Genomic DNA, 26,739 nt, shown 5'->3' on the forward strand with positions numbered 1-26,739 from the left:
AAGGAGGGGTCATGACCGACACCGCTCTGGCGCCCGAGACCAAGGCGCACGGCGTGCAGCTGACCGACGCGGCCGCCGCCAAGGTGAAGAGCCTGCTCGAGCAGGAGGGCCGCGACGACCTGCGCCTGCGCCTGGCCGTGCAGCCCGGCGGCTGCTCCGGCCTGATCTATCAGCTGTACTTCGACGAGCGCCTGCTCGACGGCGACCTCACGGTCGACTTCGACGGCGTCGAGGTCGTCGTCGACAAGATGAGCGAGCCGTACCTCGACGGCGCCACGATCGACTTCGAGGACTCGATCCAGAAGCAGGGCTTCACGATCGACAACCCGAACGCGACGGGCAGCTGCGCCTGTGGCGACTCGTTCCACTGATCCAAGGCGTTGCTCGCAGCAACATGAATCCGCCGTTCAGACCGCCTTTCGGGGCGGTCTGAACGCATTTAAGGCCTGAGCGGCGACGCGCTGGCCCGCCCGTGCCGCGTCCGACGGCCTCGGCGAGCGCGCTAGGCTAAGTGAAGGTCAACCAACGTTCCACACGAAAGGTCACCGGTGCGTCACACTCGTCGTCTCCGATGGGCCGCGATCCCGATCGCAGCGGCCGTCACGTTCGTCCTGGCCGGATGTTCTGACGCACAGCTGCACGGCTTCCTGCCCGGCTTCAAATCCGGCGAGAAGCCGGTCACCACGAAGACCGAGATGGTCTCTGGCCTGTGGGTGACGAGCTGGATCGTGCTGCTGGTCGTGGGCATCATCGTGTGGGCCCTGGTGATCTGGGCGGTCGTCGTGTACCGCCGCCGCAAGGGCCAGACGGGCCTTCCCGTCCAGCTGCGCTACAACATGCCGATCGAGGTCTTCTACACGATCGTGCCGTTCATCCTGATCATCGGATTCTTCGCCTTCACGGCCCGCGACCAGGACGCGATCGAGAAGCCGTACGCCAACCCCGACCTGCACGTCACCGTCTACGCCAAGCAGTGGGCGTGGGACTGGGACTACACCGACGACGACGCCTACGACCCGGGCATCCAGGCCCAGGCGGTCGCGGACACCGGCGACAGCTCCACGCAGGGCGACGTCGTCGAGTCCGAGCTGCCGACCCTGTACCTGCCGGTCGACAAGAAGATCGACATCACGCTCAAGTCGCGCGACGTCATCCACTCGTTCTGGGTCCCCGCCTTCCTCTACAAGAAGGACGTGATCCCGGGGCACACGAACCATATGTACGTCACCCCGACCCGCATCGGCACCTACAAGGGCGATTGCGCAGAGCTGTGCGGCGAGTACCACTCGGCGATGCTCTTCCAGGTCAAGGTGGTCTCCGAGGCCGACTACGAGGCCCACATCGCCGAGCTGAAGGCCAAGGGGTACACCGGTTCCCTCGGTGACGACTACAACCGCAACAACAACCTGCCCGGCACGGGTGCCCCCACCTCCGGCGGGAACGACTAAGGGCGCGACGAAGACATGACTACAGCAACAGCCACCCCGACGGCGGTGCCGTACTCGAAGAATCAGTTCGAGCGCAAGGGCAACGTCCTCGTCAACTGGATCACCTCGACCGACCACAAGACGATCGGGAACATGTACCTGATCGCCTCGTTCGTGTTCTTCTGCATCGGCGGCGTGATGGCCCTGGTCATCCGCGCCCAGCTGTTCGAGCCCGGCCTGACGGTCGTGCCGACTCGCGAGCAGTACAACCAGCTGTTCACCATGCACGGCACGATCATGCTGCTGATGTTCGCGACGCCTCTGTTCGCCGGCTTCGCCAACGCGATCATGCCGCTGCAGATCGGCGCCCCGGACGTCGCGTTCCCGCGTCTGAACGGCCTCGCCTTCTGGCTCTACCTGTTCGGCTCGATGATCGCCGTCGCCGGCTTCCTCACCCCGCAGGGCGCCGCGAGCTTCGGATGGTTCGCCTACCAGCCGCTCGCCAGCGAGACGTTCTCTCCAGGCATCGGGGGGAACCTCTGGTTCTTCGGCCTCGGCATCTCCGGCTTCGGCACCATCCTCGGCGCCGTGAACTTCATCACGACGATCATCACGCTGCGCGCGCCGGGCATGACCATGTTCCGCATGCCGATCTTCACCTGGAACACCCTGGTGACCTCGATCCTCGTGCTGATGGCCTTCCCGGTGCTGGCCGCCGCGATCTTCGCCGCCGGCGCCGACCGCGTGTTCGGAGCGCACATCTTCGACGCGGCCAACGGCGGGGCGCTGCTGTGGCAGCACCTGTTCTGGTTCTTCGGCCACCCCGAGGTGTACATCATCGCGCTGCCGTTCTTCGGCATCGTCTCCGAGGTGTTCCCGGTCTTCAGCCGCAAGCCGATCTTCGGCTACAAGACGCTGATCTACGCCACCATCGCCATCGCGGCGCTGTCGGTGACGGTGTGGGCGCACCACATGTACGTCACCGGCGCGGTGCTGCTGCCGTTCTTCTCCCTGATGACGATGCTGATCGCGGTTCCGACCGGGGTGAAGATCTTCAACTGGGTCGGCACCATGTGGCGCGGCTCTCTGACCTTCGAGACGCCGATGCTGTTCGCGATCGGCTTCCTGATCACCTTCACCTTCGGTGGTCTCACCGGCGTCATCCTCGCCTCCCCGCCGCTCGACTTCCACGTCTCCGACTCGTACTTCGTGGTGGCCCACTTCCACTACGTGGTGTTCGGCACCGTGGTGTTCGCGATGTTCTCGGGCTTCTACTTCTGGTGGCCGAAGTGGACCGGCAAGATGCTCAACGAGAAGCTCGGCGTGTGGCACTTCTGGCTGCTGTTCATCGGCTTCCACACCACCTTCCTCATCCAGCACTGGCTGGGCGTGGTCGGCATGCCGCGCCGCTACTACACGTATGCGGCATCCGATGGCTTCACGTGGATGAACCAGGTCTCGACCGTCGGCGCCATGCTGATCGCCGTGTCGATGCTGCCGTTCTTCCTGAACGTCTACATCACCGCCCGCACGGCGCCCAAGGTGACCGTCAACGACCCGTGGGGCTACGGCCGCTCGCTTGAGTGGGCGACCAGCTGCCCGCCGCCGCGGCACAACTTCACGTCGATCCCGCGCATCCGTTCGGAGTCTCCGGCGTTCGACCTGAACCACCCCGAGGCCGGCGTCCCGGTCGGGGTGGGCCCGGTGTCCGACGCCCCTGACGCCCCCGTGTACGACACGGCAGACGAGAAGCTGAAGTAGGTCACATGCGCGCAAATTCGATTCTGTTCTGGATCCTCGCGGTCTTCTTCGCGCTGTCGGCCGCCGGGTACACCTTCTGGGCCTGGATTTACTACGACGGCAAGATCGAGTGGGTGGGCACGGTCGCGCTCATCCTGTCGGCGATCCTCGGCGTGTTCCTCGCCTTCTTCCTGGGCCGCACCGCCAAGGGATTCGGCGGGGTGCTTCCCGAGGACCGGCTCGACGCCAACATCGACGACGGCGACCCCGAGATCGGGCACTTCAGCCCGTGGAGCTGGTGGCCGTTCTTCCTCGGCGGCGCGGTCGGCATCATGGCGCTCGGCCTCGCGGTCGGCGTCTGGATCGCCTTCATCGGCGTCCCGATCCTGCTCGTCGCCCTGGTGGGCTGGGTGTACGAGTACTACCGCGGATACTTCGCGCGGTAGGTCCGTCGCACGCATCGGCGCCCCTTGAGCTTCGGCTCGGGGGCGCTGTGCTGTGCCTGGCTCAGCGCCGCGTGAACGCCAGCACGTCGACCGACACCGTCACGGCGGGCGGCAGCGCGCCAGCGGTCGAGGTGAGTGCGGATGCTGCGGCCGCATGCCGCGCCGACGGGCCCATGCCCACCAGCTGACGGGCGCGCGCCTCGTCGACCGGCAGCGCGTAGCGGACGTGCTCGGATGAGGCGGGGGAGAACCACAGGTCGAGGTCGACAGTGAGCGCCTCGGCCTTGCCGGCGGGCACGTCGAGCATTCCGCTGCGCTCGCGCAGCTCGGCCAGATGGTCGGCCCGCGGCGTCACGATCGCGAGCAGTCCGCCCGGGCGCAGTACGCGCGCGAACTCCGCCGCGTTGCGCGGTGCGAACACCACGGTCACCGCGTCGGCGACGCCGGCGCGTACGGGCAGCGGCGCGTGCACATCGGCGACGAGCCCGTCGATCTCCGGGCGGCCGCGGGCGGCGCGGGCGACGGCTACGGGGGAGAGGTCGGAGGCGAGGCCCCGCGCCCCGGACCCGAGCGCGTCGAGCAGTCCGTGCAGGTACCAGCCGGTGCCTGTTCCGGAATCGAGCACCCGCGTCGGCGCAGCGGGCCGAACGGCGGCGATCAGCGCGTCCCGGATTGGCGCGTAGGCGCCGGAAGCGAGCAGCGCCTCGCGTGCGTCGAGCATCTCGGGCGAATCGCCCACGACCTTCGAGCGCGGGGGCAGCAGCGTGACGTAGCCCCGTCGATTGACGTCGAAACGATGACCGGATGCGCAGCCGAGGACCGCCGACGGGGCATCCGTGACCTCGAACAGGTCGAGAAAGCAGTTCGGGCACCGCAGCCATGCAGCGAGAGTCTGCACAGACATGCGATGCCCGAACGGCGCGCGGTGCGCTAGTGCTGGGGGCCGGCTTCCTCGAGCTCCGGCTGCGCGTCGCCGTGGCCGTGGTGGGCGGCCGCCTCGATCTCGGTCTGCGTCAGCGGGGTGAGCCGGTCTTCGTAGAACCAGCGCGACAGCGCGGCGCGCAGGCGCTGCGACATCGTGATGCGGCCGCGGGAGTCGGGGCGCAGCATGAGCGGCGCGTAGCTCTCCTGGCTGACCAGCCGCCACCGGTCGTACTCGCTGATCGGCTGGTGCACCTCGATGTACTCGCCGCCGGGCAGGCGCACGATGCGGCCGGACTCGTAGCCGTGCAGGGCGAGCGAGCGGTCCTTCTTCTGCAGGGCGATGCAGATGCGCTTGGTGACGAAGTACGCGATGATCGGGCCGAAGATCAGGGCCAGCTGCATCGTGTGCGTCACGCTCTCGATGGAGAGCTTGAAGTGCGTGGCGATGAGGTCACCCGAGGCGGCCGCCCACATGTCGGCGTAGAACACCACGCCGGCCGCGCCGATGGCGGTGCGGGTCGCGTTGTTGCGCGGGCGGTCGGCGATGTGGTGCTCGCGCTTGTCGCCGGTGACCCAGGCCTCGATGAACGGGTACAGGGCCGCCAGGGCGAGGAAGATCACGAGGATCAGCACCGGCACGATGATGTTGAACGACCAGGTGCGGCCGAGCCACTCGAACTCCCAGTGCGGCGGGATCAGGCGCAGCATGCCGTCCGCGAATCCGACGTACCAGTCGGGCTGGGTGCCCGCGGAGACGGGGGAGGGGTCGTACGGTCCGTACTCCCAGATCGGGTTGATCGTGAAGAGCGAGGCGATCAGCACGATCACGCCGAAGACGACGAAGAAGAATCCGCCAGCCTTCGCCGCGTACACCGGCAGGATCGGGTAGCCGACCACGTTCTGCTGGGTGCGGCCCGGGCCCGCGTACTGGGTGTGCTTGTGCACGACCACGAACACGAGGTGCAGCGCGATGAAGGCGAGCACCATGGCCGGCAGCAGCAGGATGTGCAGCGTGTACAGGCGGCCGACGATCGCGGTGCCGGGGAACTCTCCGCCGAACAGCAGGAACGAGATCCACGTGCCCACGAGCGGCAGGCCCTTGATCAGGCCGTCGATGATGCGCAGGCCGTTGCCGGAGAGCAGGTCGTCGGGCAGCGAGTAGCCGGTGAAGCCCTCGGCGATGGCGAGCACGAAGAGCAGGAAGCCGATCACCCAGTTCAGCTCGCGCGGCTTGCGGAAGGCGCCCGTGAAGAAGATGCGCATCATGTGCAGGCCGATCGAGGCCACGAACAGCAGGGCCGCCCAGTGGTGGATCTGGCGCACCAGCAGGCCGCCGCGCACATCGAAGGTGATGTGCAGGGTCGACTGCAGGGCGCTCGACATCTCGATGCCCTTGAGCGGCACCCACGAGCCGTTGTAGACGACCTCGGCCATCGACGCCTGGAAGAAGAACGTCAGGAAGGTGCCGGTGATCAGGATGACGACGAAGCTGTAGAGCGCGACCTCGCCGAGCAGGAACGACCAGTGGTCGGGGAAGATCTTGCGGCCGAACTCCTTGACGACCGCCGAGATGCTCGTGCGCTCGTCGAGGTAGTTCGCCGCCGCAGCGGTGAAGCCCGTGCGCTTCAGGCGGGGCGTATCGGTGCTGGTGCTCATGAGTTCCGCTCCCAGAAGCTCGGGCCGACGGGTTCGTGGAAGTCGCTGCGGGCCACGAGGTAGCCCTCGTCGTCGACGGTGATCGGCAACTGCGGCAGCGGGCGGCTGGCCGGCCCGAAGATCACGCGCGCCTCGTGCGTGATGTCGAACTGCGACTGGTGGCACGGGCACAGCAGGTGGTGGGTCTGCTGCTCGTACAGCGCGACCGGGCAGCCGACGTGCGTGCAGATCTTGGAGTACGCGACGATGCCGTCGTAGTTCCAGTTCTCACGGCCCTTGCTGACGTGCAGGTCCTCCGGCTTCAGGCGCATCAGCAGCACCGCCGCCTTGGCCTTCTCGTCGAGCACGTCGTCGGTGTCGTCGAGCCCCTCGGGGATCACGTGGAACACCGAGCCGAGCGTGACATCGGATGCCTTGATCGGCAGTCCCGTCGGATCCTTGGTCAGCCGCATCCCGGCCTTCCACATGGTGTGCTTGAGGTCCTTCACCGGGTCCTCGTTCTGCGGCGCGAGACCGCGGAAGAGCACGACGGCGGGCAGCGGGAAGGCGACCAGGGCGCCAATCAGGGAGTTGCGGATCAGCGTGCGGCGGCCGAAGCCGGACTCCTCGTTGGCCTGCTCGAAGATCTCGATGGAACGCTCGCGGGTGTCATCCGTGCCCCTGACCGGGTGCCGGATGTCGATGCCCTCCTTGTCGGCCATGATCTGCTTCGACCAGTGGATCGCGCCGATGCCGATGCCGAGGAGGGCGAGCACCATGCCGAGGCCGATCAGCATCGTCGACAGGCGCAGGTCGCTGATCTTGCCCGACTCGATGGGGAACGCGAGGTAGGCCGCGATCGCCCAGACGCTGCCGGCGATGGAGAGGTAGAAGAGCGTGTACACCGTGCGCTCGGCGCGGCGGTTGTGCTTCGGGTCGCGATCGGTGATGCGCAGCCGGTGCTCGGGGAAGCCCGGGTTGACCGGGGCGTCGTCGAGCACCACCGCCGTTCCGGGATCACCGATGCGGCCGTCGCCGAGGCCGTGCTCTTCGAGGGCTGTCGACGACGTCTCGGCGAGCTCGATGCCGCCGTTATCGTCCTGTGCCATTGCTCTCCTTCGTACGCTGCGATGCGGTTGGGCTCATGCGATCAGTTGGCCTTCGCCGTGATCCACACGGCGAGCGCGACGATCGAGCCGAGACCGAAGATCCAGAGGAACAGACCCTCGGCGACGGGGCCGAGGTCGCCGAGGGCGAAGCCGCCGGGCGACGGGTTCTTCTGGATGTAGTCCAGGTAGGTGATGATGTCGGCCTTCTGCTGGGGCGTGATGTTCTGGTCGTTGAACACCGGCATGTTCTGCGGGCCCGTGACCATGGCCTCGTAGATGTGCGTGCCCGTCACGCCCTTGAGGGCCGGGGCGTACTTGCCCTCGGTGAGCGCGCCGCCCGCGCCGGCGACGTTGTGGCACATGGCGCAGTTGATGCGGAACAGCTCGGCGCCCTCGGCGGCGTCGCCCTTGCCGTCGGTGTACTCGGAGGCCGGGATCGAGGGCCCGGGGGCGAGCGAGGCGACATAGGCCGCCAGCTGCTTGGTCTCCTTGTCGGTGAACTGCGGCGTCTTCTCCTGCGCCTGCGGGCCGTCCATCGCCATCGGCATGCGGCCCGTGCCGACCTGGAAGTCGACGGCCGCGGCGCCGACGCCGATGAGGCTCGGCGCGCTGTCGGTGCCCTCGGCGGAGAGGCCGTGGCAGGTGGCGCAGTTCGCCTGGAACAGCTTCTGCCCGGCGTCGACGTCGGCCTGGGAGGAGGCCGTGGTCTCGGCGGACGCCGCGGCGGGCACGGCCGTCGCCGCGGCGTACACGCCGCCGGTGAGGCCCAGCCCGATGGCGATCAGGGCGAAGGTGGCGAAGGGGTGACGGCGGCCACGCTTGCGCGACGAGCGCTCGGAGGCGGCCTTCGGCTGATTCAGCTTTGCCATGTCTGTGGGGGTCTTCTTTCCGTCTCTTGCCTGTCCGAGCCGTTACTTGAGGATGTAGATGACCAGGAACAGGCCGATCCACACCACGTCGACGAAGTGCCAGTAGTAGGAGACGACGATCGCGGTCGTCGCCTCCTTGTGCCCGAACTTCTTGACGGCGAAGGCGCGCCCGATGGTGAGCAGGAACGCGATCAGACCGCCCGTGACGTGCATGGCGTGGAAGCCGGTGGTGAGGTAGAACGCCGAGCCGTACGCGTTCGAGGAGATGGCCACGCCGTCGTGCACCAGGTTCGCGTACTCGACGATCTGACCGCAGACGAAGATCGCGCCGAGCGCGTAGCTGAGCAGGAACCACTCCGCCATGCCCCACTTCGCGAGGTTGAAGGCACCGCCCGTCTTGCGGCCCTGCAGGCGCTCCGCGGCGAACACGCCGAACTGGCAGGTCACCGAGGAGAGCACCAGGATGATCGTGTTGCCGAGCGCCCACGAGACGTTGAGTTTCTCCGTCTCGGCCCCCCACAGACCCGGCGAGGTCGAGCGGAGCGTGAAGTAGATCGCGAACAGTCCCGCGAAGAACATCACCTCGCTGCCGAGCCAGACGATCGTGCCGACAGCCACCACATTCGGGCGGGAGACGACCGGAGCCGCTGAGTTGGGGGAGATGGAGGTGCTCGTCACACACCCCATTATGTCGGAATCCGGAGGGGCCCTGCGCTCGGTAGGATTCTCGGCATGGCGGATTCCCTCACCTGGCCGGCGATCATCACGGCGCTGCTGGAGGGGGAGGATCTGAGCATCACCGAGGCGACCTGGGCCATGACGCAGATCATGGAGGGCACGGCCACGGATGCGCAGATCGCCGGCTTCCTCGTCGCCCTGCGGCTCAAGGGCGAGACGGTCGACGAGATCGTGGGCTTCCGCGACGCGATCCTCGAGCACGCCAGGCCGCTGCCGCTCGACCCGCGGGCGCTCGACATCGTCGGCACCGGCGGCGACCGGTTCCACACCGTGAACGTCTCGACCATGGCGGCCATCGTGTGCGCCGCCGCCGGGGTGCCGGTGATCAAGCACGGCAACCGCGCGGTGAGTTCGTCGTCCGGGTCCTCCGACGTGCTGTCGGCGCTCGGCATCGACGTCTCCGGCAGCCCCGAGAAGGTCGCCGAGACCTTCCGCGCGGCCGGCATCACCTTCGCCTTCGCCTCCGCGTTCCACCCCGGCTTCGGCAATGCCGCCAAGACCCGCGGCGACCTCGGGGTGCCCACCGTCTTCAACTTCCTGGGGCCGCTGTGCAACCCGGCCCGGCCGGAGGCGTCGGCGGTCGGGGTGGCGAGCCTAGACCGCGTGCCGCTCATCGTCGGCGTGTTCCAGATCCGCGGGGCGACGGCCCTGGTGTTCCGCGGCGACGACGGCCTCGACGAGCTGTCCACCACCGGGCACAGCCGCATCTGGGAGGTCTCCGGCGGCCTCGTGACCGAGCACGACCTCGACCCCCGCGACCTCGGCATCCCGCGCGCCGGCATCGCTGACCTCACCGGCGGCGACCCGCAGCACAACGCCGAGGTGGTGCGTCGCACCCTCGCCGGCGAGCCTGGGCCCGTGCGCGACATCGTGCTGCTGAACGCCGCCGCCGGGATGATCGCCTACCAGCTCGCGACCGAGCCGCAGAGCGGTCAGACGCCCATCCTGCAGCGCTTCCGCGACAAGCTGGAGCTCGCCGCCCATGCGATCGACTCGGGCCAGGCGGCCGCCAAGCTCGAGCAGTGGATCGCCGCCGCGAAGTGAGCGGCTCCGCAGCGCCTCCGCCGCGCGAACTGGTCGAGAGCGGACTCACCCGGGGAGCGATATGACCAGGCCCGAACTCAACAAGGACACCCGGTTGTGCATCTCGCTCGCGGCGCGGCCGAGCAACCACGGCACCCGGTTCCACAACCGGCTGTACGAGCTGCTCGGGCTCGACTTCGTCTACAAGGCGATGACGACGAGCGACATCGAGGCGGCGATCGGCGGGGTGCGGGCGCTCGGCATCCGCGGATGCTCCGTGTCGATGCCGTGGAAGGAGGCCGTCATTCCGCTGGTGGACAGGCTCGACGCGTCGGCGGAGGCGATCCAGTCCGTCAACACGATCGTGAACGACGACGGGGTGCTCACCGCGTCGAACACGGACTACCTGGCGATCCGGCAGCTGATCCACCGGCACGAGCTCGACCCCGGCCTGCCCGTGCTGCTGCGCGGCAGCGGCGGCATGGGCCGGGCGGTCGCCGCCGCGTTCCGCGACGCGGGCTTCTCCGGCACGATCGTCGCGCGCAACCCGGTGGCCGGCCCGCGGCTCGCCGACGAGCTCGGCTGGGCGTGGGCGGCGCGGCCCGACGGGCTGACGGCGCCGCTGATCGTGAACGTCACCCCGCTCGGCATGCAGAGGGCGGATGCCGCGGTGCAGTCGTTCCCGGACGAAGCGGTGGCCGCCGCATCCGTCGTCTTCGACGTGGTGGCCCTGCCGGCGGAGACGCCGCTCATCCGTGCCGCGCGCGCGGCGGGCAAGCACGTCGTGACCGGCGGCGAGGTGATCGCGCTGCAGGCGGCGGAGCAGTTCCGCCTCTACACGGGCGTCACCCCGACGCCGGAGCAGGTCGCCGAGGCCGAGGAGTACGCGAGCGCCTGAGTCCGCCCTCCGCTCCGCGCCTCAGTGCGGGTGCTTGGCGGCGGCCATGGCGTTGTCGAACTCGCCGGGCTCGAGGGGCGCGCCCGGAAGCGGCGGCCGGTCGGTGGCGCGCAGCCCGTCCAGCAGCAGCCACAGGTACCGGTGCCAGATCGGCCGGCCGGTGGCCTCGCTCATGGCGTAGGCGTTGCCGAGCATCACCAGGATGGCGCCCAGGTCGGTGGGCGCGCAGTCGGCGCGGACGCAGCCGCGCGCCTTCGCCCGTTCGACCAGTTCGGTCAGCGGCACGACGAGGGCCTCGCGCAGCTCGGCGGCCTTGGCCGCGGGGGCTTCTGGCGGTGCCTCCGTCGCGCCGCGCGCCGTGAGCAGTTCGTAGAGGCCGCGGTCGTTCGCCTGCCGGGCGGCGGTCGTCTCGAGGAATCCGACCAGCCCCTCCCACGGGTCGTCGGCCGCGAGCGCGTCGCGCGCGCTCTGGATCAGCTTGTCGAAGTCGTCGCTGAAGATCGCCGCGGCGAGCTCCTGCTTGTTCGCGAAGTGGCGGTAGGCGGTTCCGACGCCGACCCCCGCGTGTCGGGCGACGTCGTCGAGGGTCGCGTCGAGGCCGCGGGTGGCGAACACCTCGCGTCCCGCGTCGAGCAGCAGGCGGCGGTTTCGGGCCGCGTCCCGACGTAGCGGCCGGGTGGATCGATCCGAGGTCTGGGACACCCCGTCCTCCTTCCCGGCCGCGACGTCGCGACCCTATGCGTGGATTATCTCGGGTTCGGCGCTGGAGTGCAGGAACTGCTCCGGCACGCCGCGGCGCAGCACGATGCCGGTCACGACGGCGCCGCCCAAGAAGATCGCCGCGGCGACCCAGAACGCGACCGAGTAGCCGTGCACCGCGCCTTCCGCCTGCACCGCGAGCTGCCCGGCCTTGTCGGTGGCCTGCGCGAGGTGATCGGTGATGTACCCGGTGACGGCGGTGGTCGCGATGGTGTTGAGCAGGGCGGTGCCGATGGATCCGCCGACCTGCTGCATCGTGTTCACCGTGGCCGAGGCGACGCCGGCGTCGGAGGGGGCGACGCCGAGGGTCGAGACGCTCATCGCGATCGAGAACAGGGTGCCCATGCCGAGGCCGAGCAGGATGAGGCTCGGCAGCACGTCGGCCGTGTAGTGGCCGGTGACGCCGATGCGGGTGAGCAGCGCGAGGGCGATCGCACCGAGCAGCATGCCGGCCGGCACGAGGATCTTCGGGCTGACGCGGCGCTGGATGCGCGGGATGATGATCGCCGCCATGAACACGATCGCGGCGGGCATCGGGAGGAACGCGACTCCCGTCTTGACGGCGCTGTAGCCCAGGTTGGCCTGCAGGTAGTAGGTCATGAACAGGAACACGCCGAACATGCCGGTGGTGGCGAGGAACATCGCGATGAGGCCGCCGCCGCGGGTGCGGTCGAGCAGGATGCGCAGCGGCAGCAGGGCGTGTTGCGAGAATCGCTCGATGACGACGAATGCGATCAGCAGCACGCCGGCGGCGATGAGCATGCCGACCGTGACCGGGTCGCCCCAGCCGTCGGTGTCGGCGTGCGAGAACCCGTAGACCAGAGCGAACAGCCCCGCGGTGATCGTCAGGGCGCCCGGCAGGTCGAGCTTGGCGCGTGAGCCGCTGGCGCTGTGCCGCAGCAGCACGAAGGCGCCGATCAGGGCGGGCACGGCGAAGAAGATGTTGACGAACATGGTGGCCCGCCAGGAGAAGTACTCGGTGAGCACGCCGCCGAGCAGCAGGCCGAGCGCCGCGCCGCCGCCGCCGATCGCGCCGAAGATGCCGAAGGCGCGGCCGCGTTCGCGGCCGTCGCGGAACGTCGTGGTGAGGATGGCGAGCACGGCGGGGGCGAGGATCGCGCCGAATGCGCCTTGCACGACGCGGGCGACGACGAGCGTGGTGAAGCTGTCTGCGGCACCGCCGAGAGCGGATGCCGCGGCGAAGCCGGCGAGGCCGATGATGAGTGCCCACTTGCGGCCGAACAGGTCGGCGAGGCGCCCGGCGAAGAGCAGCAGGCTGCCGAAGGCGAGGGTGTAGCCGGTGATGATCCACTGGCGGTCGCTGTCGGAGAAGTCGAGCGCCTTCTGGGCGGTGGGCAGGGCGATGTTGACGACGGTGGAGTCGAGGATGACCATGAGCTGGCTCAGCGCCAGCACGACGAGGATAATCCAGCGGCGCGCGTGGTGGTGCTCCGCGTGCGGGTCGGGCGGCGCGACGGGCGCGGCCTGGGTGGTCGAAGACATGAGGGCTCCCGGAGACTGGATGACGGGGATTCGAGGGGATTTAGTGGAGGAACTGGCTCCGGATAACGGTAGGGCCCGAGCGGATATTCCGCCCCCGGCTCGGCTGGGAGTCTCATCCGTGCTTCGATGGGGTCTCGACTGACCGACGTGGGCCGTCGGCGGGAGAGGAGATCGCGATGGGGCGAGCCAGGCTGGGTGTGATGCTCGGGTACGCGCAGGACTTCCTGCAGGTGGCGCAGGAGGTGCCCGACTTCGAAGCGGCCGGGGTCGAGCTCTTCGGGGTGAGCGAGACCTACTCCTTCGACGCCGTGAGCCAGCTCGGCTACCTCGCCGCGCTGACGAAGTCCGCGGCGCTGGCGAGCGACATCCTGCCGATCTACTCGCGCACGCCCGCGCTGCTCGCCATGACGGCGGCGGGGCTCGACCATCTCACCGGCGGTCGTTTCGAGCTCGGTCTCGGCTCGAGCGGCGCCCAGGTCGTCGAGGGATTCCACGGCGTGCCGTTCGACGCGCCGCTCGGGCGCACGCGGGAGATCATCGAGATCTGCCGGAAGGTGTGGCGCCGCGAGACGCTCGAGCACCACGGCAGGTACTACGAGCTGCCGCTGCCTCCCTCTGCGCCCGGCGCCGTCGGCGCCGGCAAGGCGCTGCGGCTGATCAACCACCCCGACCGCCCCGCCGTGCCGGTGCACATCGCCGCGCTGTCGCCGAAGTCGGTCGCGCAGGCCGCCGAGATCGCCGACGGCTGGACGCCGATCTTCTACCACCCCGAGCGGGCGGCCTCCGTCTGGGGAGACGCGTTGGCGAAGGGCGCCGCCAAGCGCTCGCCCGAGCTCGGGAAGCTCGACGTGATCGTGCCGGTGCCGCTCTACCTCGGCGAGTTCACCGACTACGCGCTGATGGGCGTGCGGCAGCAGATCGCGCTCTACGTCGGCGGCATGGGGGCCCGCGGCCGCAACTTCTACTACGACCTGGCGGTGCGCTACGGCTACGAGCAGGAGGCGGCGCAGATCCAGTCCCTCTTCCTCGCCGGCGAGAAGGACGACGCGGCGTTCGCGGTGCCGGAGGAGCTGGCCCGCGCCGTTTCGCTCATCGGCTCGAGGGACGAGGTGGAGGAGCGGGTCGAGGCGCTGCTCGCGGCCGGGGCGACCACGCTGTCGGTGCAGCCGCTCGACCGCACGCATGAGGAGCGGGTGGAGGCGCTGCGCGTGCTGCGGGAGATCCTCGATCGCTGAAGAGGGCGAAGGATGCGGGGAGCCCTTGCGGCAGCATCCGATAAGTGCAACTCTGTGGTTGCACGTGAAGGGAGGTCGCCATGTCGACCACGGAAGTGAAGGACCGCATCACGGCGCGCGTCGAGATCGACGCGCCCCTCGAGACCGTCTGGGCGCTCGTCAGCGAGCCGGGCTGGTGGATCAATGACGGCGAGCTCGAGCAGCATCGCATCGAGACCGAGACGACCGGCGACGGGGGTGTGGTGGCGACGGTGCACAGCAGGGCGCACGGCGCCTGGCGCGTCGCGGTCGTCGAGCTGCGGCAGAACGAGTTCGCCGCGTTCCGCTGGGCGCCGCACCCGGCCGCCGAGCGCGACGCCACCGGGCCGCACGGGTCGACGCTGGTCGAGTTCACCCTCGCCGAATTGGGCGGCACCGTGACCGTCGAGGTCAACGAGACGGGCTTCGCCGCGCTGCCCATCCCGGCCGAGAGCATCGCCGCGAACCACCGGGAGAACACCGAGGGATGGGGTCAGGAGCTCGCCGCGCTGCGCACGGCCGCCGAGCGCGCCGGCGCGATATGAACGCCGTCGCCGTCTTGACCGCGCTGGCCGAGCCGTCGAAGCGAGCCGTGCTGAACGAGCTGGCGACGAGCGGTCCGGCGAGCGCGTCGCGACTGGCCGAACGGATGCCGCTGACCCGGCAGGCGCTCGTCAAGCATCTGACCGCGCTCGAGTCGGCCGGGCTGGTCGGCCGCTCCCGCCGCGGGCGCGAGCACGTGTTCGCCGCGCGGCCGGAGGCCCTGGTCGGCACGGCGCGCTGGCTGGAATCGCTCGCGGAGTCGTGGCAGGGGCAGCTCGGTGCGCTGAAGCGCGCGGCGGAGGGCGCGGCACCCCCCTCATAGCCCGGCGAAGAACTCACGCAGGTCCGCGACGATCAGCTCGGGGTCGGTCTGGTAGGCGAAGTGCCCGCCCGAGGGCATCTCGGTGTAGCGCACGAGGTTCATCGAGCGCTCGACGCAGGCGCGGATGGTGCGGAAGTCCTGCGGGAACACCGCCACCGCCGTCGGCACGCTGACCGGAACGTCACGGTAGCCGGCGCCGGTGAGGGAGTTCTCCCGGTAGCTGCGCGCCGCCGATCCCGCCGTGCGCGTGAACCAGTACACGCTGAGGTGGGTGAGATAGCTGTCGACGTCGACGTATGCGGCGTACTCGCCGAAGCCGCTCCACAGCTCGGCGTTCCAGGCCAGCAGGCCGGCAGGGGAGTCCTCCAGCGCGTAGGCCAGGGTCTGCGGGCGGGTCTGGTGGATGCTCTGATAGCCGGCCTTCGACCGGAACTCGGCGGTGGATCCCGTGGAGAGGCTGGCCAGGTCGGCGTCGGTGAGTCTCGCGCGCTCGCCGGGGTCGCCGGTGGGGAACGCGAACACCTGCATCAGGTGCACGCCCACCAGGCCGTCGGGTGCGAGCGCGCCGAGCTCACGGCCAGTCAGCGCGCCGATGTCCTTGCCCGCCGCGCCCCAGCGCGCATAGCCGAGCCGCCGCATCAGCTCGGCGGTCACGCGCGCGTGCCGTGCCGCATCCCAGCCGAGGCCGGTCGTCGGGCCGCCGAAACCGAAGCCCGGCGCCGAGGGCACGACGACATGGAACGCCGGCGCTCCCGGCGCCCCGTGTGCAGCCGGTTCGGTGAGGAGGCCCACCACGTGCTCGAACTCGAGCACGGTGGCCGGCCAGCCGTGCATGAGCACGAGCGGCAGAGCACCCGGCTCGCTCGAGCGCACGTGCCAGAAGTGCATCGTCTGCCCCTCGAGCTGCGTCGTGAACTGGGGGAACGCGTTCAGCCGGCGCTGCGCGGCGTCGAAGTCGAAGCCGTCGCGCCAGCGATCGGCCCAGGCGCGCACCGTCGCGGCGGGCATGCCCCAGTCGGCGCCCGTTCCCGTCGGCTCGACCGGCCAGCGGGTGCGGGAGAGTCTGGCCCGCAGTTCGTCGATCTCCGCGGGATCGAACCGGACCGTGAAGGGCGTGACGGCCGCACCGGCATCCGTCATGGTGTCGCCGGTCGTCACGAGTTGCTGCTTGTCGCTCATCGAAGAACCCCTTTTCGCCGATCGGGTGATCGTTCGATGGCGATGCTCGTGCGTCATCAGGCCAGGTTCCGTCCTGATCGGGAGGATCATGGAGGGCATGGCGGAGACGGCGCGGCGCCTGCTCAGGCTGCTCGGGCTGCTGCAGGTGCAGCGGGACTGGACGGGCCCCGAACTGGCCGGGCGGCTCGAGGTCAGCGAGCGCACCGTGCGACGCGACGTGGACCGGCTGCGCGAGCTCGGCTATCCGATCGACGCGAGGCGCGGCCCGGTCGGCGGGTATCGGCTGGCGGCCGGCAGCGCGATGCCCCCGCTGCTGCTCGACGACGACGAGGCGGTGGCGATCGCCGTTGCCCTCAGCACGACCACCCGGGCCGCCGTGACCGGCATGGCCGAGTCCGCTCTTCGCGCGCTGGCCAAGCTGCAGCAGGTGATGCCGCCGCTGCTGCGTGCGCAGGTCGCGGCGCTCGCCGAGACCACCGTGGCGATCCCGCCCGACTTCGCGGTCGCCGAAATCGACACGGAGACCCTCTCGACCCTGGCGACCGCGGCGCGCTCCCACCAGCTCGCCCGCTTCGACTACACGGCCCACGGCGGCCAGGCGACCGTGCGCCGCACCGAGCCCCAGCGGCTCGTGGTCTGGGACCGGCGCTGGTACCTGCTCGCCTGGGACCTAGACCGTCACGATTGGCGCCGATTCCGCGTCGACCGGATCGGGCACATCCGCAGCCCGCTCGGCCCGCGGTTCACGCCGCGCGAGGTGCCCGACGACATCGCCACCGCGGTCGCCCGCGACATCGCGACGGCGGGGTTCGGTGTCACGGCTCGGGTCGTCGTGCGCGCACCCGCATCCGCGGTGGCTGCCCGCGTGCCGCCGGCCGTCGGCCCTATCGAGGCGCTCGGCCCGTCGAGCGCGCGCCTGTCGACGGGGGCCGAGAACGTCGAGGTGCTCGCGCTGTATCTCGGCATGCTCGGCGCCGACTTCGAGGTGACCGGCCCGCCGGAGCTCATCGCCCAGCTGCGGCGGCTGTCCGAGCGGTACGCGCGGGCAGCGGATGCTGCACGCTGACCGGCCGCGCGGCCCTGGCCGGCTTCAGTCGAAAGCCCCGCCGAGCGGGATCGCCGCGACGACCCGGCGGCGGCGCGCGTCGCCCTCCGGGCGCATGTCGACCACCGCGAGCTGGGCGAGGGTGACGGATGCGCCGGGCTCGAGCCCGCCCGCGTGCTGATCCGTGACGTGCGGGCGGTAGTTCCCGGGCCCGACGTGGCTCAGCCGCACCCCGGGCCGCAGGAACCGGTCGACGGCGCCGAGCACGTCGACGTGCAGCGCCTCGAGTTCCTCGCTCGGCTCGATGGTCGTCACCGGCACGTCGCCGCGGCGGCCGAACCCCGCCCGTGGCCCGGCCACTGCGGGCACCGGCTCGTGGCCCTGGGCGGCGGCGCGGATGCCCTCGAGCACGGCCTCGGGCGGAGCATCCGTCTCGAACGGCGGGATCAGCGTGACGTGTGGCGGCCACGCATCACGGCGGAACTCGGCACCGGCCTGGAGCGGGGCGAGCGGCAGCACGACGACGTAGGAGCGCATGGCTCCCAGGCTAGGCGGGGGAGCGCGCTGCTACGGGACCAGCACGATGCGGCGCCGCTCGGTCGCGGCATCCGCCCACGCCTGCTCGGCCTCGGCGAGCGGGACCGCGCGCACGTCGACGTCGAAGGCGCCGCGCGAGATGTGGCCGGCGAGCTCGGGCAGGTGCTCGAGGTACTCGCGCGGGGTGAGCGAGCCCTGGCCGCTGCCGACGAGCTGCAGGCGCGCGGCGCGGAAGGCGGCGGAGGGCAGCTCGGCCGTGAGGCCGGCGACCGACCCGACCTCGATCCAGGTGAGCGGCTTGCGCCGGTCGGGGCGGGCGGTGACGATCGCGACCATCGCCGCGGGCGTCTGCTCGCCCCATACGTAGTCGATGACGACGTCGACCTCGGATGCCTTCGCCGCCAGCTCCTTCGACGCCTCGCCGGTACCGTCGAATCGCACGGTGTCGTCGGCACCGAAGGCGGTCAGCTCGGCGAGCTTCTGCGCGTCGCGGCCGGCGGCCACCACGCGGCTCGCGCCGAGCAGCTTGGCGGAACGGATCGCCATGCGCCCCGCGTTGCCGGTCGCGCCGAGGATGAGCACGCTCTGGCCGGGCTCGAAGTCGATGCGGCTGCGCAGGGACACCCAGGACGACATCGCGGGGTTCATCGCGGCGGCGACGGCGACCGGGTCGGTGCCGCCCGGCAGCACGATGCTGCGGCGCGCGTCGACGGCCACGCGCTCGGCCATCGAGCCGAAGGCGGTGTCGTCGAGCACGAAGTAGCGCAGCGTGCCTTCGTCGTCGCGGCCGACGCCGTCGACACCGGGCACGAAGGGCAGCTCGCCCGGGCTGGTGTAGTGCGAGCCGTCCGCCTGCGAGCGCACCCGCGGGTGCAGGCCCGCGGCGACGACGTCGAGCACGAGCTCGCCCTCGGCGGGAACCGGGTCGGCGAAGTCGGCGTAACGGGGCGGGGTGTCGAACGAGGTGACGACGGCGGCCTTCATGATGATCTCCCAAAATAGTTCGCGATACAAACTAATATAGTTCGCAGCGCGTACTTGATCAACTATGCTTGCGACATGGCCGACTCAGCACAGGACAACGGCGACGGCTCGCTCGTCGACGCGCTCGCGCGCACCTCGTACGCGGTGATGGCGGTGCTCTCGCGCGTGGCCGCGGAGCACGATCTGTCGCTGACCCAGCTGAGGGTGTTCGGAATCCTGCGCGACCGCCGCGTCACCATGAGCCGGCTCGCCGAGTACCTGGGCCTGGAGAAGTCGACGCTGACCGGGCTGATGGCGCGCGCGGAGAAGAGGGGACTGGTCGAGCGCGCGGCCAACCCCGACGACCGCCGCGCCGTCGACGTCTACCTGAGCGCGGCCGGCCTGGAACTCGCCGAAACCGTCTCCGGCGCGGTCGCCCGCGAGCTCGCGGCGCTGACCGCGGCGTTGAGCGCAGGGGAGCAGGGCAGGCTGCGCGCCCTTCTCGAGCGGATGCTGGAACCGTAGCCGCTCTGAGGCGGGGACCGCGGCATCCGATCTCGTCTTGACTTCAAGCGCTTGAAGTCTGCTCTCCTAGCCTCATGACCATGTTGACTATCCAGGACGTCTCGCGGCGCACGGGGCTCAGCGAGCCGACGCTGCGCTACTACGAAGGGGTCGGCCTCATCGGCCCGATCGCGCGAGATGAGAGCAGCGGACATCGCCGCTATCGCGAAAGCGACCTCGACACGTTGCAGGCTCTCGCCTGTCTGCGCGGCATGGGCGTCGGCATCGACGACATGCGCACCTATCAGGCGAACCGGGCGCGCGGGCGCGCTGCGGCGGGCGAGCAGCGCGACCTTCTGCTGCGCCACGCCGAGCGCATCCGCACCGAGATCGCGACGCTGTACGTGCATCTCGACTACTTGCAGGCGAAGGCCGCGCTGTGGGACGCGCGCGAACGGCAGGACGCGGCCGAGGAGCGTGCCGCGAGCGATCGGGTGAACGAGGTCATCCCGGCCCTCGAGGCGGTGCTGCGATGAGCCCGGTCCTCGTGACCGGCGGCTCCGGTTACCTCGCCACGCGCGTCATCGCCGACCTGCTGCGCGGCGGCGCCGAGGTGCGCGCGACCGTCAGGTCCCTGGATCGCGAAGCGCAGATCCGCGAGGCGGTGCGCCGTGGGGGAGCAGACGACGCCGGCCTCGACCTGGTCGTGGCGAGCCTGACCGACGACGACGGATGGCGCGGCGCGGCGTCGGGCGTCGAGGAGGTCTTTCACCTGGCCTCGCCGATGATCCAGGCGACCGACCCCGATGAGGTCGTGGTGCCCGCGCGCGACGGTGCCCTGCGCGTGCTGCGCGCAGCCCGCGACGCGGGAACCCGGCGCGTGGTGCTGACCTCGTCATTCGCGGCCATCGGCTACTCGCCGAAGCCCGTGCGCGACTACACGGAGGAGGATTGGACGAATCCGGCGACGCCGGGCCTGGCCGCCTATCCGCTCTCCAAGACGGTTGCCGAGCGCGCGGCCTGGGACTTCGTGGAGCGCGAAGGCGGCGACACGGAGCTGGTTGTGATCAACCCGACCTGGATCGCGGGGCCCACTCTGACGACCGAGGCGCGCTCGTCGCTGCAGCTGTTCCTCGGCATGCTCACCGGGGTCATCCCGGCCGTGCCGCGGCAGCGGTTCGGCATCGCCGACGTGCGCGACGTCGCTGAGCTCCACGTGAGGGCGATGGCGACGCCTGAAGCGGCAGGCAAACGGTACCTGGCCCTGGCCGACGGGCCGACGATGACGTTCCTCGACGTCGCGAACACGCTGCGGGCGCACCTCGGCGCGCTCGCCGAAAAGGTGCCGACCGCGGAGGTGCCGGGAGAGGAGCCGGCCCCGTTGGTGATCCACAACGAGCGTGCGAAGCGAGAGCTGGGTTTCGCGCCGCGGCCGGCCGAGACGACGATCGTCGAGACGGCCGAGAGCCTGCGCGACCTGGGGATGCTCGGGAACGGCGAGGCGCAACGCCGGCCTTGACGTGGTGACCGCGCCGCTCCTCTTCGCCTAACTGGGCAGCCGCTCCGCGATGACGCGGGTCGTGGCGGCCGGGTCGAGGCGGTGGCCGACCGACTCGGGGACCTCGACGAACTCGGCGCCGGCGATGAGCCCGGCCAGCCGCTCGGCGGAGACCCGCAGGAACGGGATGGTCTCGGCGCCCGAGACGACCGTGACCGGTGCGGCGACCGCGAGCATCGCGTCGGTCGGGGTCGACACGGCGCGGGCGAGGGTCGCGTCGTACACCGCCGACTGCGCGAGCGCGACGAGGGAGGCGAACATCGGGCTCGCGCGCACCTGATCGATCACGGGCTGGGGCATTCCGACGGCCTCGAGCTGGAAGGCGACGACCGCCTCGTCGGGGCGGCCCTCGTCGATCAGGGCCTGCATGCGCTCGGGAAGATCGGCCGGAGGTTCGCCCTCGCCGAAGCGGAACGGCGGTTCGGACAGAAACAGGTGGCCGGTGGGAACGCCGAGGGAGGCGGCGAAGAGCGCCAGCACCGCGCCGGAGGAGTGCCCGACGACGCCCGCCGTGCCGCCCGCCGCGGCGATGACCGCCGCGAGGTCTTCGGCTTCCCGCTCGGGGGCATAGGGGGAGGTGTCACCGCTGCCGGCCCGCGCCCTGCGGTCGAAGGTGACCGCGCGGAATCCTGCCAGCGCGAGCTCCGCGGCGAACTCCGCCGCGTCGGCGGCCGTGGAGAACGCGCCGTTGACGATGACCACGGCGGCGCCGTCTCCGACGGAGTCGAAGGCGATCCCGGTGCCGTCCGCCGACGTTGCGCGTGCCACGCGTCGAGAGTGGCCCTCGGCGAGGCATCCGTCAAGGTCTGCGCAGGTGAAGAACACCAGGCAGCCTGATCGCGCGGGGCCGGCCGGCGGAGGATGATGTCGGCATGCTGGACGACGACCTGCTCGCGATGGATCGCGACGAGTTGATCGCGGAGGTGCGCAAACTGCGCGCGGCGATCCGTGAGCACCGTGACAGTTCCGGGCACGAGCTGTGCTGGTACCACCCGGCGCTGTGGGCGACGCTGCCGGAGACGTCCGAGGCGGAGATCGCCGTGCCGCCGTGGCCGCAGTTCATGCGCGGATGCGTCGCCTACCGCGCCTCGCTGGAGCGGGAGATCCCGGGAGCGCCCGTGCACGAGGGGGAGTACGGCGAGTGACGGCGCTCAGGATGACTCGTCAGTAGTGATATCTGCAGGCGGCGATACGGACGTCGTCACCGACGACTTTGTAGACCAGGCGGTGTTCGTCTGTGATGCGTCGGGACCAATAGCCGGCGAAGTCATGCTTGAGCGCCTCCGGTTTGCCGATGCCTTCGTTGCCGTTGCGCTGGATGTCGGCGAGTAGGGCGTTGATCCGCTTCAGCACCTTGCGATCCTGAGCTTGCCACCACAGGTAGTCTTCCCAGCCGTTCTCGTCCCAGACGAGTCGCACGTCAGTCGGTCTCGATCAACTCGTGCGCCTGGCCCTGGCCGGCTTCCAAGCGCTCCATCGCATCCAGCAGCCGCCGCGCGTTGGCGGGAGAACGCAACAGGTAGGCGGTCTCCCGCAGCGACTCATAGTCTTCGAGCGAGACGAGGACGACCGGTTCGTGCCCGGCCCGCGTGATGATGACTTCTTCGCGGTCATTGACCACTGAATCGAGCACCTCTGCGTAGTTCGCCCTGGACTCGGTGTAGCTCATCGTCTTCATCACGACCTCCTGTACGGAAAACTGTACGTCATGCGAGTGCTTGCGCCGAAGGGCGGGAGAGACAGACGCGAAATCGGCGTGAGCTGTCCTGCCTCGCCGATCTGACGCACGGGCGGTGGCGCGACCGGGGGAGGCCACTCGTCGGATCCTCTGGCTTGCACGCCCTGTATGTCGGTTGGTCATCGGGATAGGAGCGTCGGCCGGGACCAGCTCTATTGACATAACTGACATTATCGGAGCTCAGGTGCCGGGAACGGGCAGCGGTGTCAGAAGCTCGTCGAACGCGGCCTGAAGCCGGGCAGCACGCGCATCGTCGACGCGTCGGATCTCTTCGAGGAACAGCCGCGTGAGTTGGCGCCGACTGGAGTCGAGCTCGGCGCGGTTCACGTGTGCCGCTCTGCTGGACTCCAGTTGCGATAGATCGCCGTCCGGCAATCGATCGACTCCGCGACCATGCCAATACGACAACCCGTTACGGATGCACATCAGGGCTACGACCGTGTCGCGCAGCTCGTCGAGCATGATCGTCGCCTGCCAGAGCGTCCCCCGCGCCACCGCGGATCGTGCGTGCAGCACATACAGCCAGCCCATGCCGATGATGCGGTCCGGATCAGGAGGCGCCGGCTCCGTCGCCGTCGCGGGCGTGCCGAAGAGCAGCCGGAACGGAGCCTCGGTCGCCCGGAACTGCTCGAACGGCCAGAACGACAGATCGATCTGCAGAGACGACTCGAGGAGGAAGACGCGGTAGCGCACCCCGACGGCGAATACGTCGAATGTGTCGGCGACCGGGCTGAGGGTGCTGAGGTAGCCGGTCCACTCGCGTACGGTCGTGGCTTCGTCCGTGTCGGGAGCCAGCTGCAGCACGAGGTCGATGTCGGACCACTCGTCTTCTGCGTCGCGCGCGGCCGAGCCCACCAGCGCGGCCGCGGCGATGGCCGGATCCTCCCTGGCCCGGTCGATCAGAGCGGTCCGGATTGCTTGGCGTTCGGCAGGATCGAACACGGTCACGCCCCCACGTACTCCGCCAGGTGCTGGCCGGTGAGCGTCGAGCGCGCCGCCACGAGATCGGCGGGCGTCCCCTCGAAGACCACGCGGCCGCCGTCGTGGCCTGCACCCGGCCCCAGATCGATGATCCAGTCGGCGTGCGCCATGACGGCCTGATGGTGCTCGATGACGATCACCGACTTCCCACCGTCGACGAGACGGTCGAGCAGGCCGAGCAGCTGCTCGACGTCGGCGAGGTGCAGGCCCGCGGTCGGCTCGTCGAGCACGTACACGCCGCCCTCCTCGGCCATGTGCACGGCGAGCTTCAGGCGCTGCCGCTCCCCGCCCGACAGGGTCGTCAGCGGCTGACCGATCTTGACATAACCCAGACCCACGTCCTCCAGCCGACGCAGGATCGTCGCCGCGGCGGGCGTCTTGGCCTCACCGGCGGAGAACAGCGCGTGCGCCTCGGCGACCGACAGATCGAGCACCTGGGCGATGTCGAGGCCGCCGAGCTTGTAGTCGAGCACCGCGGGCTGGAAGCGCTTGCCGCCGCAGTCCTCGCACGGCGTCGCCACGGTCTCCATGAAGCCGAGCTCCGTGTAGATCACCCCGTTGCCGTTGCAGGTCGGGCACGCGCCCTCCGAGTTGGCGGAGAACAGCGCGGGCTTGACCCCGTTGGCCTTCGCGAACGCCTTGCGGATCGGCTCGAGCAGACCCGTGTAGGTCGCCGGGTTGCTGCGGCGCGACCCCTTGATGGCGCTCTGGTCGACGGTCACGACCCCCTCGCGCGGCGATACCGAGCCGCGGATGAGCGAGCTCTTGCCCGACCCGGCGACCCCGGTGATCACGACGAGCACGCCGAGCGGGATGTCGACGTCGACGTGCTGCAGGTTGTGCGCATCCGCCCCTCTCACCTCGATCGCGCCGCGCGGCGAACGGATGCTTCGCTTCAATGCCGCCCGATCGCTCAGGTGCCGCCCGGTGAGCGTGTCGCTCGCCCGCAGCCCCTCGACCGTGCCCTGGAAGGTCACCTCTCCCCCAGCCGCTCCCGCGCCCGGCCCCAGGTCGACGACGTGGTCGGCGATCTCGATGGTCTCGGGCTTGTGCTCGACCACGAGCACCGTGTTGCCCTTGTCGCGCAGGCGCAGCAGCAGCCCGTTCATCCGCTGGATGTCGTGCGGGTGCAGCCCGACGGTCGGCTCGTCGAAGACGTAGGTGATGTCGGTGAGGGCCGAGCCGAGGTGGCGCAGCATCTTGATGCGCTGCGACTCGCCGCCCGACAGCGTGCCGGAGGGACGGTCGAGGCTCAGGTAGCCGAGACCGAGCTCGACGAAGGCATCGAGGTTCTCCCCCAGCGCGCGCACGAGCGGCGCCACCCCGGGCGCCTTCAGGCCCCGCACCCACTCGGCGAGGTCGGTGATCTGCATGGCGCACACGTCGGCGATGTTCTTGCCGTCGATCTTCGACGAGCGCGCCGACTCGCTGAGGCGCGTTCCGCCGCACACGGGGCACGCCGTGAACGTCGCCACCCGCTCGACGAAGGCGCGGATGTGCGGCTGCAGCGAGGCGACGTCCTTGGAGAGCATGGACTTCTGGATGCGCGGGATGAGGCCCTCGTAGGTCTGGTTGATGCCTGCGATCTTCATGCGCACGGGCTCGTGGTAGAGGAAGTCCTGCCGCTCGGCATCGGTGAACCGCCCGATCGGCTTGGCCGGGTCGAAGAAGCCGGACTCGGCGTAGAGCCGCGAGTTCCACCCTCCCCCGCTGTAGCCGGGCACGAGGATGCCGCCGTCGAGGATCGACTTGGACTCGTCGATCACCTGGGTCAGGTCGAGGTCGGAGACCGTGCCGCGGCCCTCGCACTCCGGGCACATGCCGCCGTAGTACACGGCATTGCGGACCACCTGCTTCTCGCCGGTGGACGAGGTCATGACACCGCTGGCGGTGCGCTGCGGCACGTTGAAGGAGAACGCGGTGGGCGGGCCGATGCGCGGCTCGCCGAGCCGGCTGAACAGCACGCGCAGGATGGCGTTGGCGTCGGTCACGGTGCCGACGGTGGACCTGGGGTTGGCGCCGAGGCGCTCCTGGTCGACGAGGATCGCGGTGGTGAGGCCTTCGAGCCGGTCGACGTCGGGCCGGGCGAGCGTCGGCATGAAGCCCTGCACGAACGCGCTGTAGGTCTCGTTGATCATCCGCTGCGACTCCGCGGCGATCGTGTCGAAGACCAGCGAGCTCTTGCCCGAGCCCGACACCCCGGTGAACACCGTGAGCCTGCGCTTCGGGATCTCGAGGCTGACGTTCTTGAGGTTGTTCTCGCGCGCGCCCTGCACGCGGATGACGTCATGGCTGTCGGCGGCACTCATGCCGCCAGGCTAGCGGCGGGCGGGGCATGGCGGGCGGGCAGCCGCGGCAGTAGCCTCGGCCGCATGGTCGAAGCCATCTCACCGCAGCGGTTCCACTCCTCCCCCGGCGTCGAGGACTGGCGGGTCGTCTTCGGCGGCGCGTCCGCCTACTTCGCCACCGGATCGTTCGCCGTCGGCGCCCAGCTGGTCGCCAAGATCGCCGAGCTGGCGGATGCGGCGAACCATCACCCCGACGTCGATCTGCGCTACCCCGGGGTGCTCGTGCGCCTGACCACGCACGAGGTGATGCCCGAGGCGCTGCTGAGCGACCGCGACGCGGCGCTCGCCGCGCAGATCTCGGAGGCGGCACGGGAGCTCGGCGTCGCCACCGACCCGACCAAGGTGCAGACGTTCCAGCTCACCATCGACGCGCTCGACATCGAGAAGGTCCGACCGTTCTGGGCGGCCGTGCTCGGCTACACGGAGCGCGGCGACGGCGACGTGGTGGACCCGGGGGCATTCGCGCCGGGCATCTCGTTCCAGCAGATGGACGGGCCGCGGCCCCAGCGGAACCGCATCCACGTCGACGTCTCCGTTCCCGCGCAGCTGGCGCAGGCGCGGGTGGATGCCGCGCTGGCGGCCGGCGGCAGCCTCGTGACCGACGCGCACGCGCCGTACTGGTGGACCCTCGCCGACCCCGAGGGCAACGAGGTCGACGTGGCGCCGTGGATGGACTCCTGGACCGGCTGAGCGACCG

General features: G+C 70.1%; 30 protein-coding genes. 15 read left to right on the forward strand and 15 right to left on the reverse strand.

All coding sequences use genetic code 11. From position 1 onward, the window contains the following. The first annotated feature begins 11 nt into the window (after positions 1 to 11). The 4 genes from erpA to H563_RS0100450 all read left to right on the forward strand — a co-directional run bounded on the left by erpA (position 12) and on the right by H563_RS0100450 (position 3,613). Positions 12 to 371: an iron-sulfur cluster insertion protein ErpA gene (gene erpA / locus H563_RS0100435; RefSeq protein WP_022880656.1), complete on the forward strand. Its 360-nt coding sequence runs from the start codon at positions 12 to 14 to the stop codon at positions 369 to 371. 177 nt (positions 372 to 548) lie between these two features. Next, positions 549 to 1,448, forward strand: a complete 900-nt coding sequence (gene ctaC, locus H563_RS0100440) for an aa3-type cytochrome oxidase subunit II (protein ID WP_022880657.1) — start codon at positions 549 to 551, stop codon at positions 1,446 to 1,448. 15 nt (positions 1,449 to 1,463) lie between these two features. After that, positions 1,464 to 3,188, forward strand: coding sequence for an aa3-type cytochrome oxidase subunit I (gene ctaD / locus H563_RS0100445; RefSeq protein WP_027478924.1), 1,725 nt, complete (start codon positions 1,464 to 1,466; stop codon positions 3,186 to 3,188). Between the two features lie 5 nt (positions 3,189 to 3,193). Further along, a complete protein-coding gene (locus H563_RS0100450) occupies positions 3,194 to 3,613 on the forward strand; it encodes a cytochrome c oxidase subunit 4 (RefSeq protein ID WP_022880659.1) in 420 nt (139 codons plus the stop codon). Positions 3,614 to 3,674: 61 nt separating this feature from the next. Here the strand turns inward: H563_RS0100450 and H563_RS0100455 are convergent, their stop codons facing one another. The 5 genes from H563_RS0100455 to ctaE are packed head-to-tail and all read right to left on the reverse strand — an operon-like array spanning position 3,675 to position 8,837. Beyond that, the gene (locus H563_RS0100455; RefSeq protein ID WP_022880660.1) at positions 3,675 to 4,517 is read right to left on the reverse strand and encodes a methyltransferase domain-containing protein; all 843 of its coding nucleotides are present in this window, start codon (positions 4,515 to 4,517) and stop codon (positions 3,675 to 3,677) included. Between the two features lie 26 nt (positions 4,518 to 4,543). Then, positions 4,544 to 6,193: a cytochrome bc1 complex cytochrome b subunit gene (gene qcrB, locus H563_RS14310; RefSeq protein ID WP_022880661.1), complete on the reverse strand. Its 1,650-nt coding sequence runs from the start codon at positions 6,191 to 6,193 to the stop codon at positions 4,544 to 4,546. Then, a complete protein-coding gene (gene qcrA, locus H563_RS0100465) occupies positions 6,190 to 7,281 on the reverse strand; it encodes a cytochrome bc1 complex Rieske iron-sulfur subunit (protein WP_022880662.1) in 1,092 nt (363 codons plus the stop codon). Before qcrA ends, qcrB begins: the two co-directional genes overlap by 4 nt. A 41-nt stretch (positions 7,282 to 7,322) precedes the next feature. After that, complete coding sequence (gene qcrC, locus H563_RS0100470) at positions 7,323 to 8,150, reverse strand: cytochrome bc1 complex diheme cytochrome c subunit (RefSeq protein WP_022880663.1); 828 nt, start codon at positions 8,148 to 8,150, stop codon at positions 7,323 to 7,325. Positions 8,151 to 8,192: 42 nt separating this feature from the next. Further along, positions 8,193 to 8,837: an aa3-type cytochrome oxidase subunit III gene (gene ctaE, locus H563_RS0100475; protein WP_081416074.1), complete on the reverse strand. Its 645-nt coding sequence runs from the start codon at positions 8,835 to 8,837 to the stop codon at positions 8,193 to 8,195. A 45-nt stretch (positions 8,838 to 8,882) separates the two neighbouring features. Between ctaE and trpD the strand changes: the two genes are divergently transcribed. After that, complete coding sequence (trpD, locus tag H563_RS0100480) at positions 8,883 to 9,932, forward strand: anthranilate phosphoribosyltransferase (RefSeq protein ID WP_022880665.1); 1,050 nt, start codon at positions 8,883 to 8,885, stop codon at positions 9,930 to 9,932. Between the two features lie 61 nt (positions 9,933 to 9,993). After that, a complete protein-coding gene (locus H563_RS0100485) occupies positions 9,994 to 10,809 on the forward strand; it encodes a shikimate 5-dehydrogenase (protein ID WP_022880666.1) in 816 nt (271 codons plus the stop codon). Between the two features lie 21 nt (positions 10,810 to 10,830). On the opposite strand, the gene H563_RS0100490 is transcribed toward H563_RS0100485, so the two are convergent. Continuing rightward, entirely contained in the window at positions 10,831 to 11,511 is a 681-nt protein-coding gene (locus tag H563_RS0100490) for a TetR/AcrR family transcriptional regulator (RefSeq protein WP_022880667.1), read from the reverse strand. Between the two features lie 33 nt (positions 11,512 to 11,544). Beyond that, the gene (locus H563_RS0100495; protein ID WP_022880668.1) at positions 11,545 to 13,071 is read right to left on the reverse strand and encodes an MFS transporter; all 1,527 of its coding nucleotides are present in this window, start codon (positions 13,069 to 13,071) and stop codon (positions 11,545 to 11,547) included. Positions 13,072 to 13,247: 176 nt separating this feature from the next. Here H563_RS0100495 and H563_RS0100500 point away from each other — a divergent pair, with 176 nt between their 5' ends. The 3 genes from H563_RS0100500 to H563_RS0100510 all read left to right on the forward strand — a co-directional run bounded on the left by H563_RS0100500 (position 13,248) and on the right by H563_RS0100510 (position 15,189). Next, positions 13,248 to 14,306, forward strand: a complete 1,059-nt coding sequence (locus H563_RS0100500) for an LLM class F420-dependent oxidoreductase (RefSeq protein ID WP_022880669.1) — start codon at positions 13,248 to 13,250, stop codon at positions 14,304 to 14,306. An 80-nt stretch (positions 14,307 to 14,386) separates the two neighbouring features. Continuing rightward, complete coding sequence (locus tag H563_RS0100505) at positions 14,387 to 14,869, forward strand: SRPBCC domain-containing protein (RefSeq protein ID WP_022880670.1); 483 nt, start codon at positions 14,387 to 14,389, stop codon at positions 14,867 to 14,869. Further along, entirely contained in the window at positions 14,866 to 15,189 is a 324-nt protein-coding gene (locus H563_RS0100510) for an ArsR/SmtB family transcription factor (RefSeq protein WP_022880671.1), read from the forward strand. The genes H563_RS0100505 and H563_RS0100510 overlap by 4 nt, the downstream gene beginning before the upstream one ends. Here H563_RS0100510 and H563_RS0100515 read toward each other — a convergent pair. Continuing rightward, positions 15,184 to 16,368 carry an epoxide hydrolase family protein gene (locus H563_RS0100515; RefSeq protein ID WP_022880672.1) on the reverse strand — a complete coding sequence of 395 codons (1,185 nt, stop codon included), beginning with the start codon at positions 16,366 to 16,368 and terminating at the stop codon, positions 15,184 to 15,186. The two genes, H563_RS0100510 and H563_RS0100515, sit on opposite strands and share 6 nt — an antisense overlap. A gap of 97 nt (positions 16,369 to 16,465) precedes the next feature. Here H563_RS0100515 and H563_RS0100520 point away from each other — a divergent pair, with 97 nt between their 5' ends. Beyond that, positions 16,466 to 17,434 carry a helix-turn-helix transcriptional regulator gene (locus H563_RS0100520; protein WP_022880673.1) on the forward strand — a complete coding sequence of 323 codons (969 nt, stop codon included), beginning with the start codon at positions 16,466 to 16,468 and terminating at the stop codon, positions 17,432 to 17,434. Positions 17,435 to 17,458: 24 nt separating this feature from the next. On the opposite strand, the gene H563_RS14315 is transcribed toward H563_RS0100520, so the two are convergent. Together H563_RS14315 and H563_RS0100530 are read right to left on the reverse strand one after the other, a co-directional pair. Then, positions 17,459 to 17,950 carry a 2'-5' RNA ligase family protein gene (locus H563_RS14315; RefSeq protein ID WP_022880674.1) on the reverse strand — a complete coding sequence of 164 codons (492 nt, stop codon included), beginning with the start codon at positions 17,948 to 17,950 and terminating at the stop codon, positions 17,459 to 17,461. A gap of 30 nt (positions 17,951 to 17,980) precedes the next feature. Next, complete coding sequence (locus tag H563_RS0100530; RefSeq protein ID WP_022880675.1) at positions 17,981 to 18,934, reverse strand: quinone oxidoreductase family protein; 954 nt, start codon at positions 18,932 to 18,934, stop codon at positions 17,981 to 17,983. Between the two features lie 75 nt (positions 18,935 to 19,009). On the opposite strand from H563_RS0100530, the gene H563_RS0100535 reads away from it, so the two are divergent. The 3 genes from H563_RS0100535 (at position 19,010) to H563_RS0100550 (ending at position 20,936) form a co-directional block, all read left to right on the forward strand. Next, positions 19,010 to 19,438 (forward strand): MarR family winged helix-turn-helix transcriptional regulator, encoded by a 429-nt coding sequence (locus H563_RS0100535; RefSeq protein WP_022880676.1) that lies wholly within the window; start codon positions 19,010 to 19,012, stop codon positions 19,436 to 19,438. 74 nt (positions 19,439 to 19,512) lie between these two features. Further along, a complete protein-coding gene (locus H563_RS14320; RefSeq protein WP_033209107.1) occupies positions 19,513 to 19,953 on the forward strand; it encodes a MerR family transcriptional regulator in 441 nt (146 codons plus the stop codon). Next, complete coding sequence (locus H563_RS0100550) at positions 19,950 to 20,936, forward strand: NAD-dependent epimerase/dehydratase family protein (protein ID WP_022880679.1); 987 nt, start codon at positions 19,950 to 19,952, stop codon at positions 20,934 to 20,936. The genes H563_RS14320 and H563_RS0100550 overlap by 4 nt, the downstream gene beginning before the upstream one ends. 27 nt (positions 20,937 to 20,963) lie before the next feature. Here the strand turns inward: H563_RS0100550 and H563_RS0100555 are convergent, their stop codons facing one another. Beyond that, positions 20,964 to 21,743 (reverse strand): alpha/beta fold hydrolase, encoded by a 780-nt coding sequence (locus H563_RS0100555; protein ID WP_022880680.1) that lies wholly within the window; start codon positions 21,741 to 21,743, stop codon positions 20,964 to 20,966. Positions 21,744 to 21,847: 104 nt separating this feature from the next. On the opposite strand from H563_RS0100555, the gene H563_RS0100560 reads away from it, so the two are divergent. Then, entirely contained in the window at positions 21,848 to 22,120 is a 273-nt protein-coding gene (locus H563_RS0100560; protein WP_022880681.1) for a hypothetical protein, read from the forward strand. A gap of 19 nt (positions 22,121 to 22,139) precedes the next feature. Here the strand turns inward: H563_RS0100560 and H563_RS0100565 are convergent, their stop codons facing one another. The 4 genes from H563_RS0100565 to H563_RS0100580 all read right to left on the reverse strand — a co-directional run bounded on the left by H563_RS0100565 (position 22,140) and on the right by H563_RS0100580 (position 26,003). Continuing rightward, complete coding sequence (locus H563_RS0100565; protein ID WP_022880682.1) at positions 22,140 to 22,394, reverse strand: Txe/YoeB family addiction module toxin; 255 nt, start codon at positions 22,392 to 22,394, stop codon at positions 22,140 to 22,142. A 1-nt stretch (position 22,395) separates the two neighbouring features. Beyond that, entirely contained in the window at positions 22,396 to 22,653 is a 258-nt protein-coding gene (locus tag H563_RS0100570) for a type II toxin-antitoxin system Phd/YefM family antitoxin (protein WP_022880683.1), read from the reverse strand. A 240-nt stretch (positions 22,654 to 22,893) separates the two neighbouring features. Continuing rightward, positions 22,894 to 23,661: a nucleotidyltransferase domain-containing protein gene (locus tag H563_RS14325; protein WP_022880684.1), complete on the reverse strand. Its 768-nt coding sequence runs from the start codon at positions 23,659 to 23,661 to the stop codon at positions 22,894 to 22,896. Further along, a complete protein-coding gene (locus H563_RS0100580; protein WP_022880685.1) occupies positions 23,658 to 26,003 on the reverse strand; it encodes an ATP-binding cassette domain-containing protein in 2,346 nt (781 codons plus the stop codon). Before H563_RS0100580 ends, H563_RS14325 begins: the two co-directional genes overlap by 4 nt. Before the next feature lie 63 nt (positions 26,004 to 26,066). Here H563_RS0100580 and H563_RS17040 point away from each other — a divergent pair, with 63 nt between their 5' ends. Next, positions 26,067 to 26,732: a VOC family protein gene (locus H563_RS17040; RefSeq protein ID WP_027478929.1), complete on the forward strand. Its 666-nt coding sequence runs from the start codon at positions 26,067 to 26,069 to the stop codon at positions 26,730 to 26,732. Positions 26,733 to 26,739: the final 7 nt, after the last annotated feature.

Source organism: Gryllotalpicola ginsengisoli DSM 22003, from assembly GCF_000419445.1.
In the GTDB taxonomy this organism is placed as follows: domain Bacteria; phylum Actinomycetota; class Actinomycetes; order Actinomycetales; family Microbacteriaceae; genus Gryllotalpicola; species Gryllotalpicola ginsengisoli.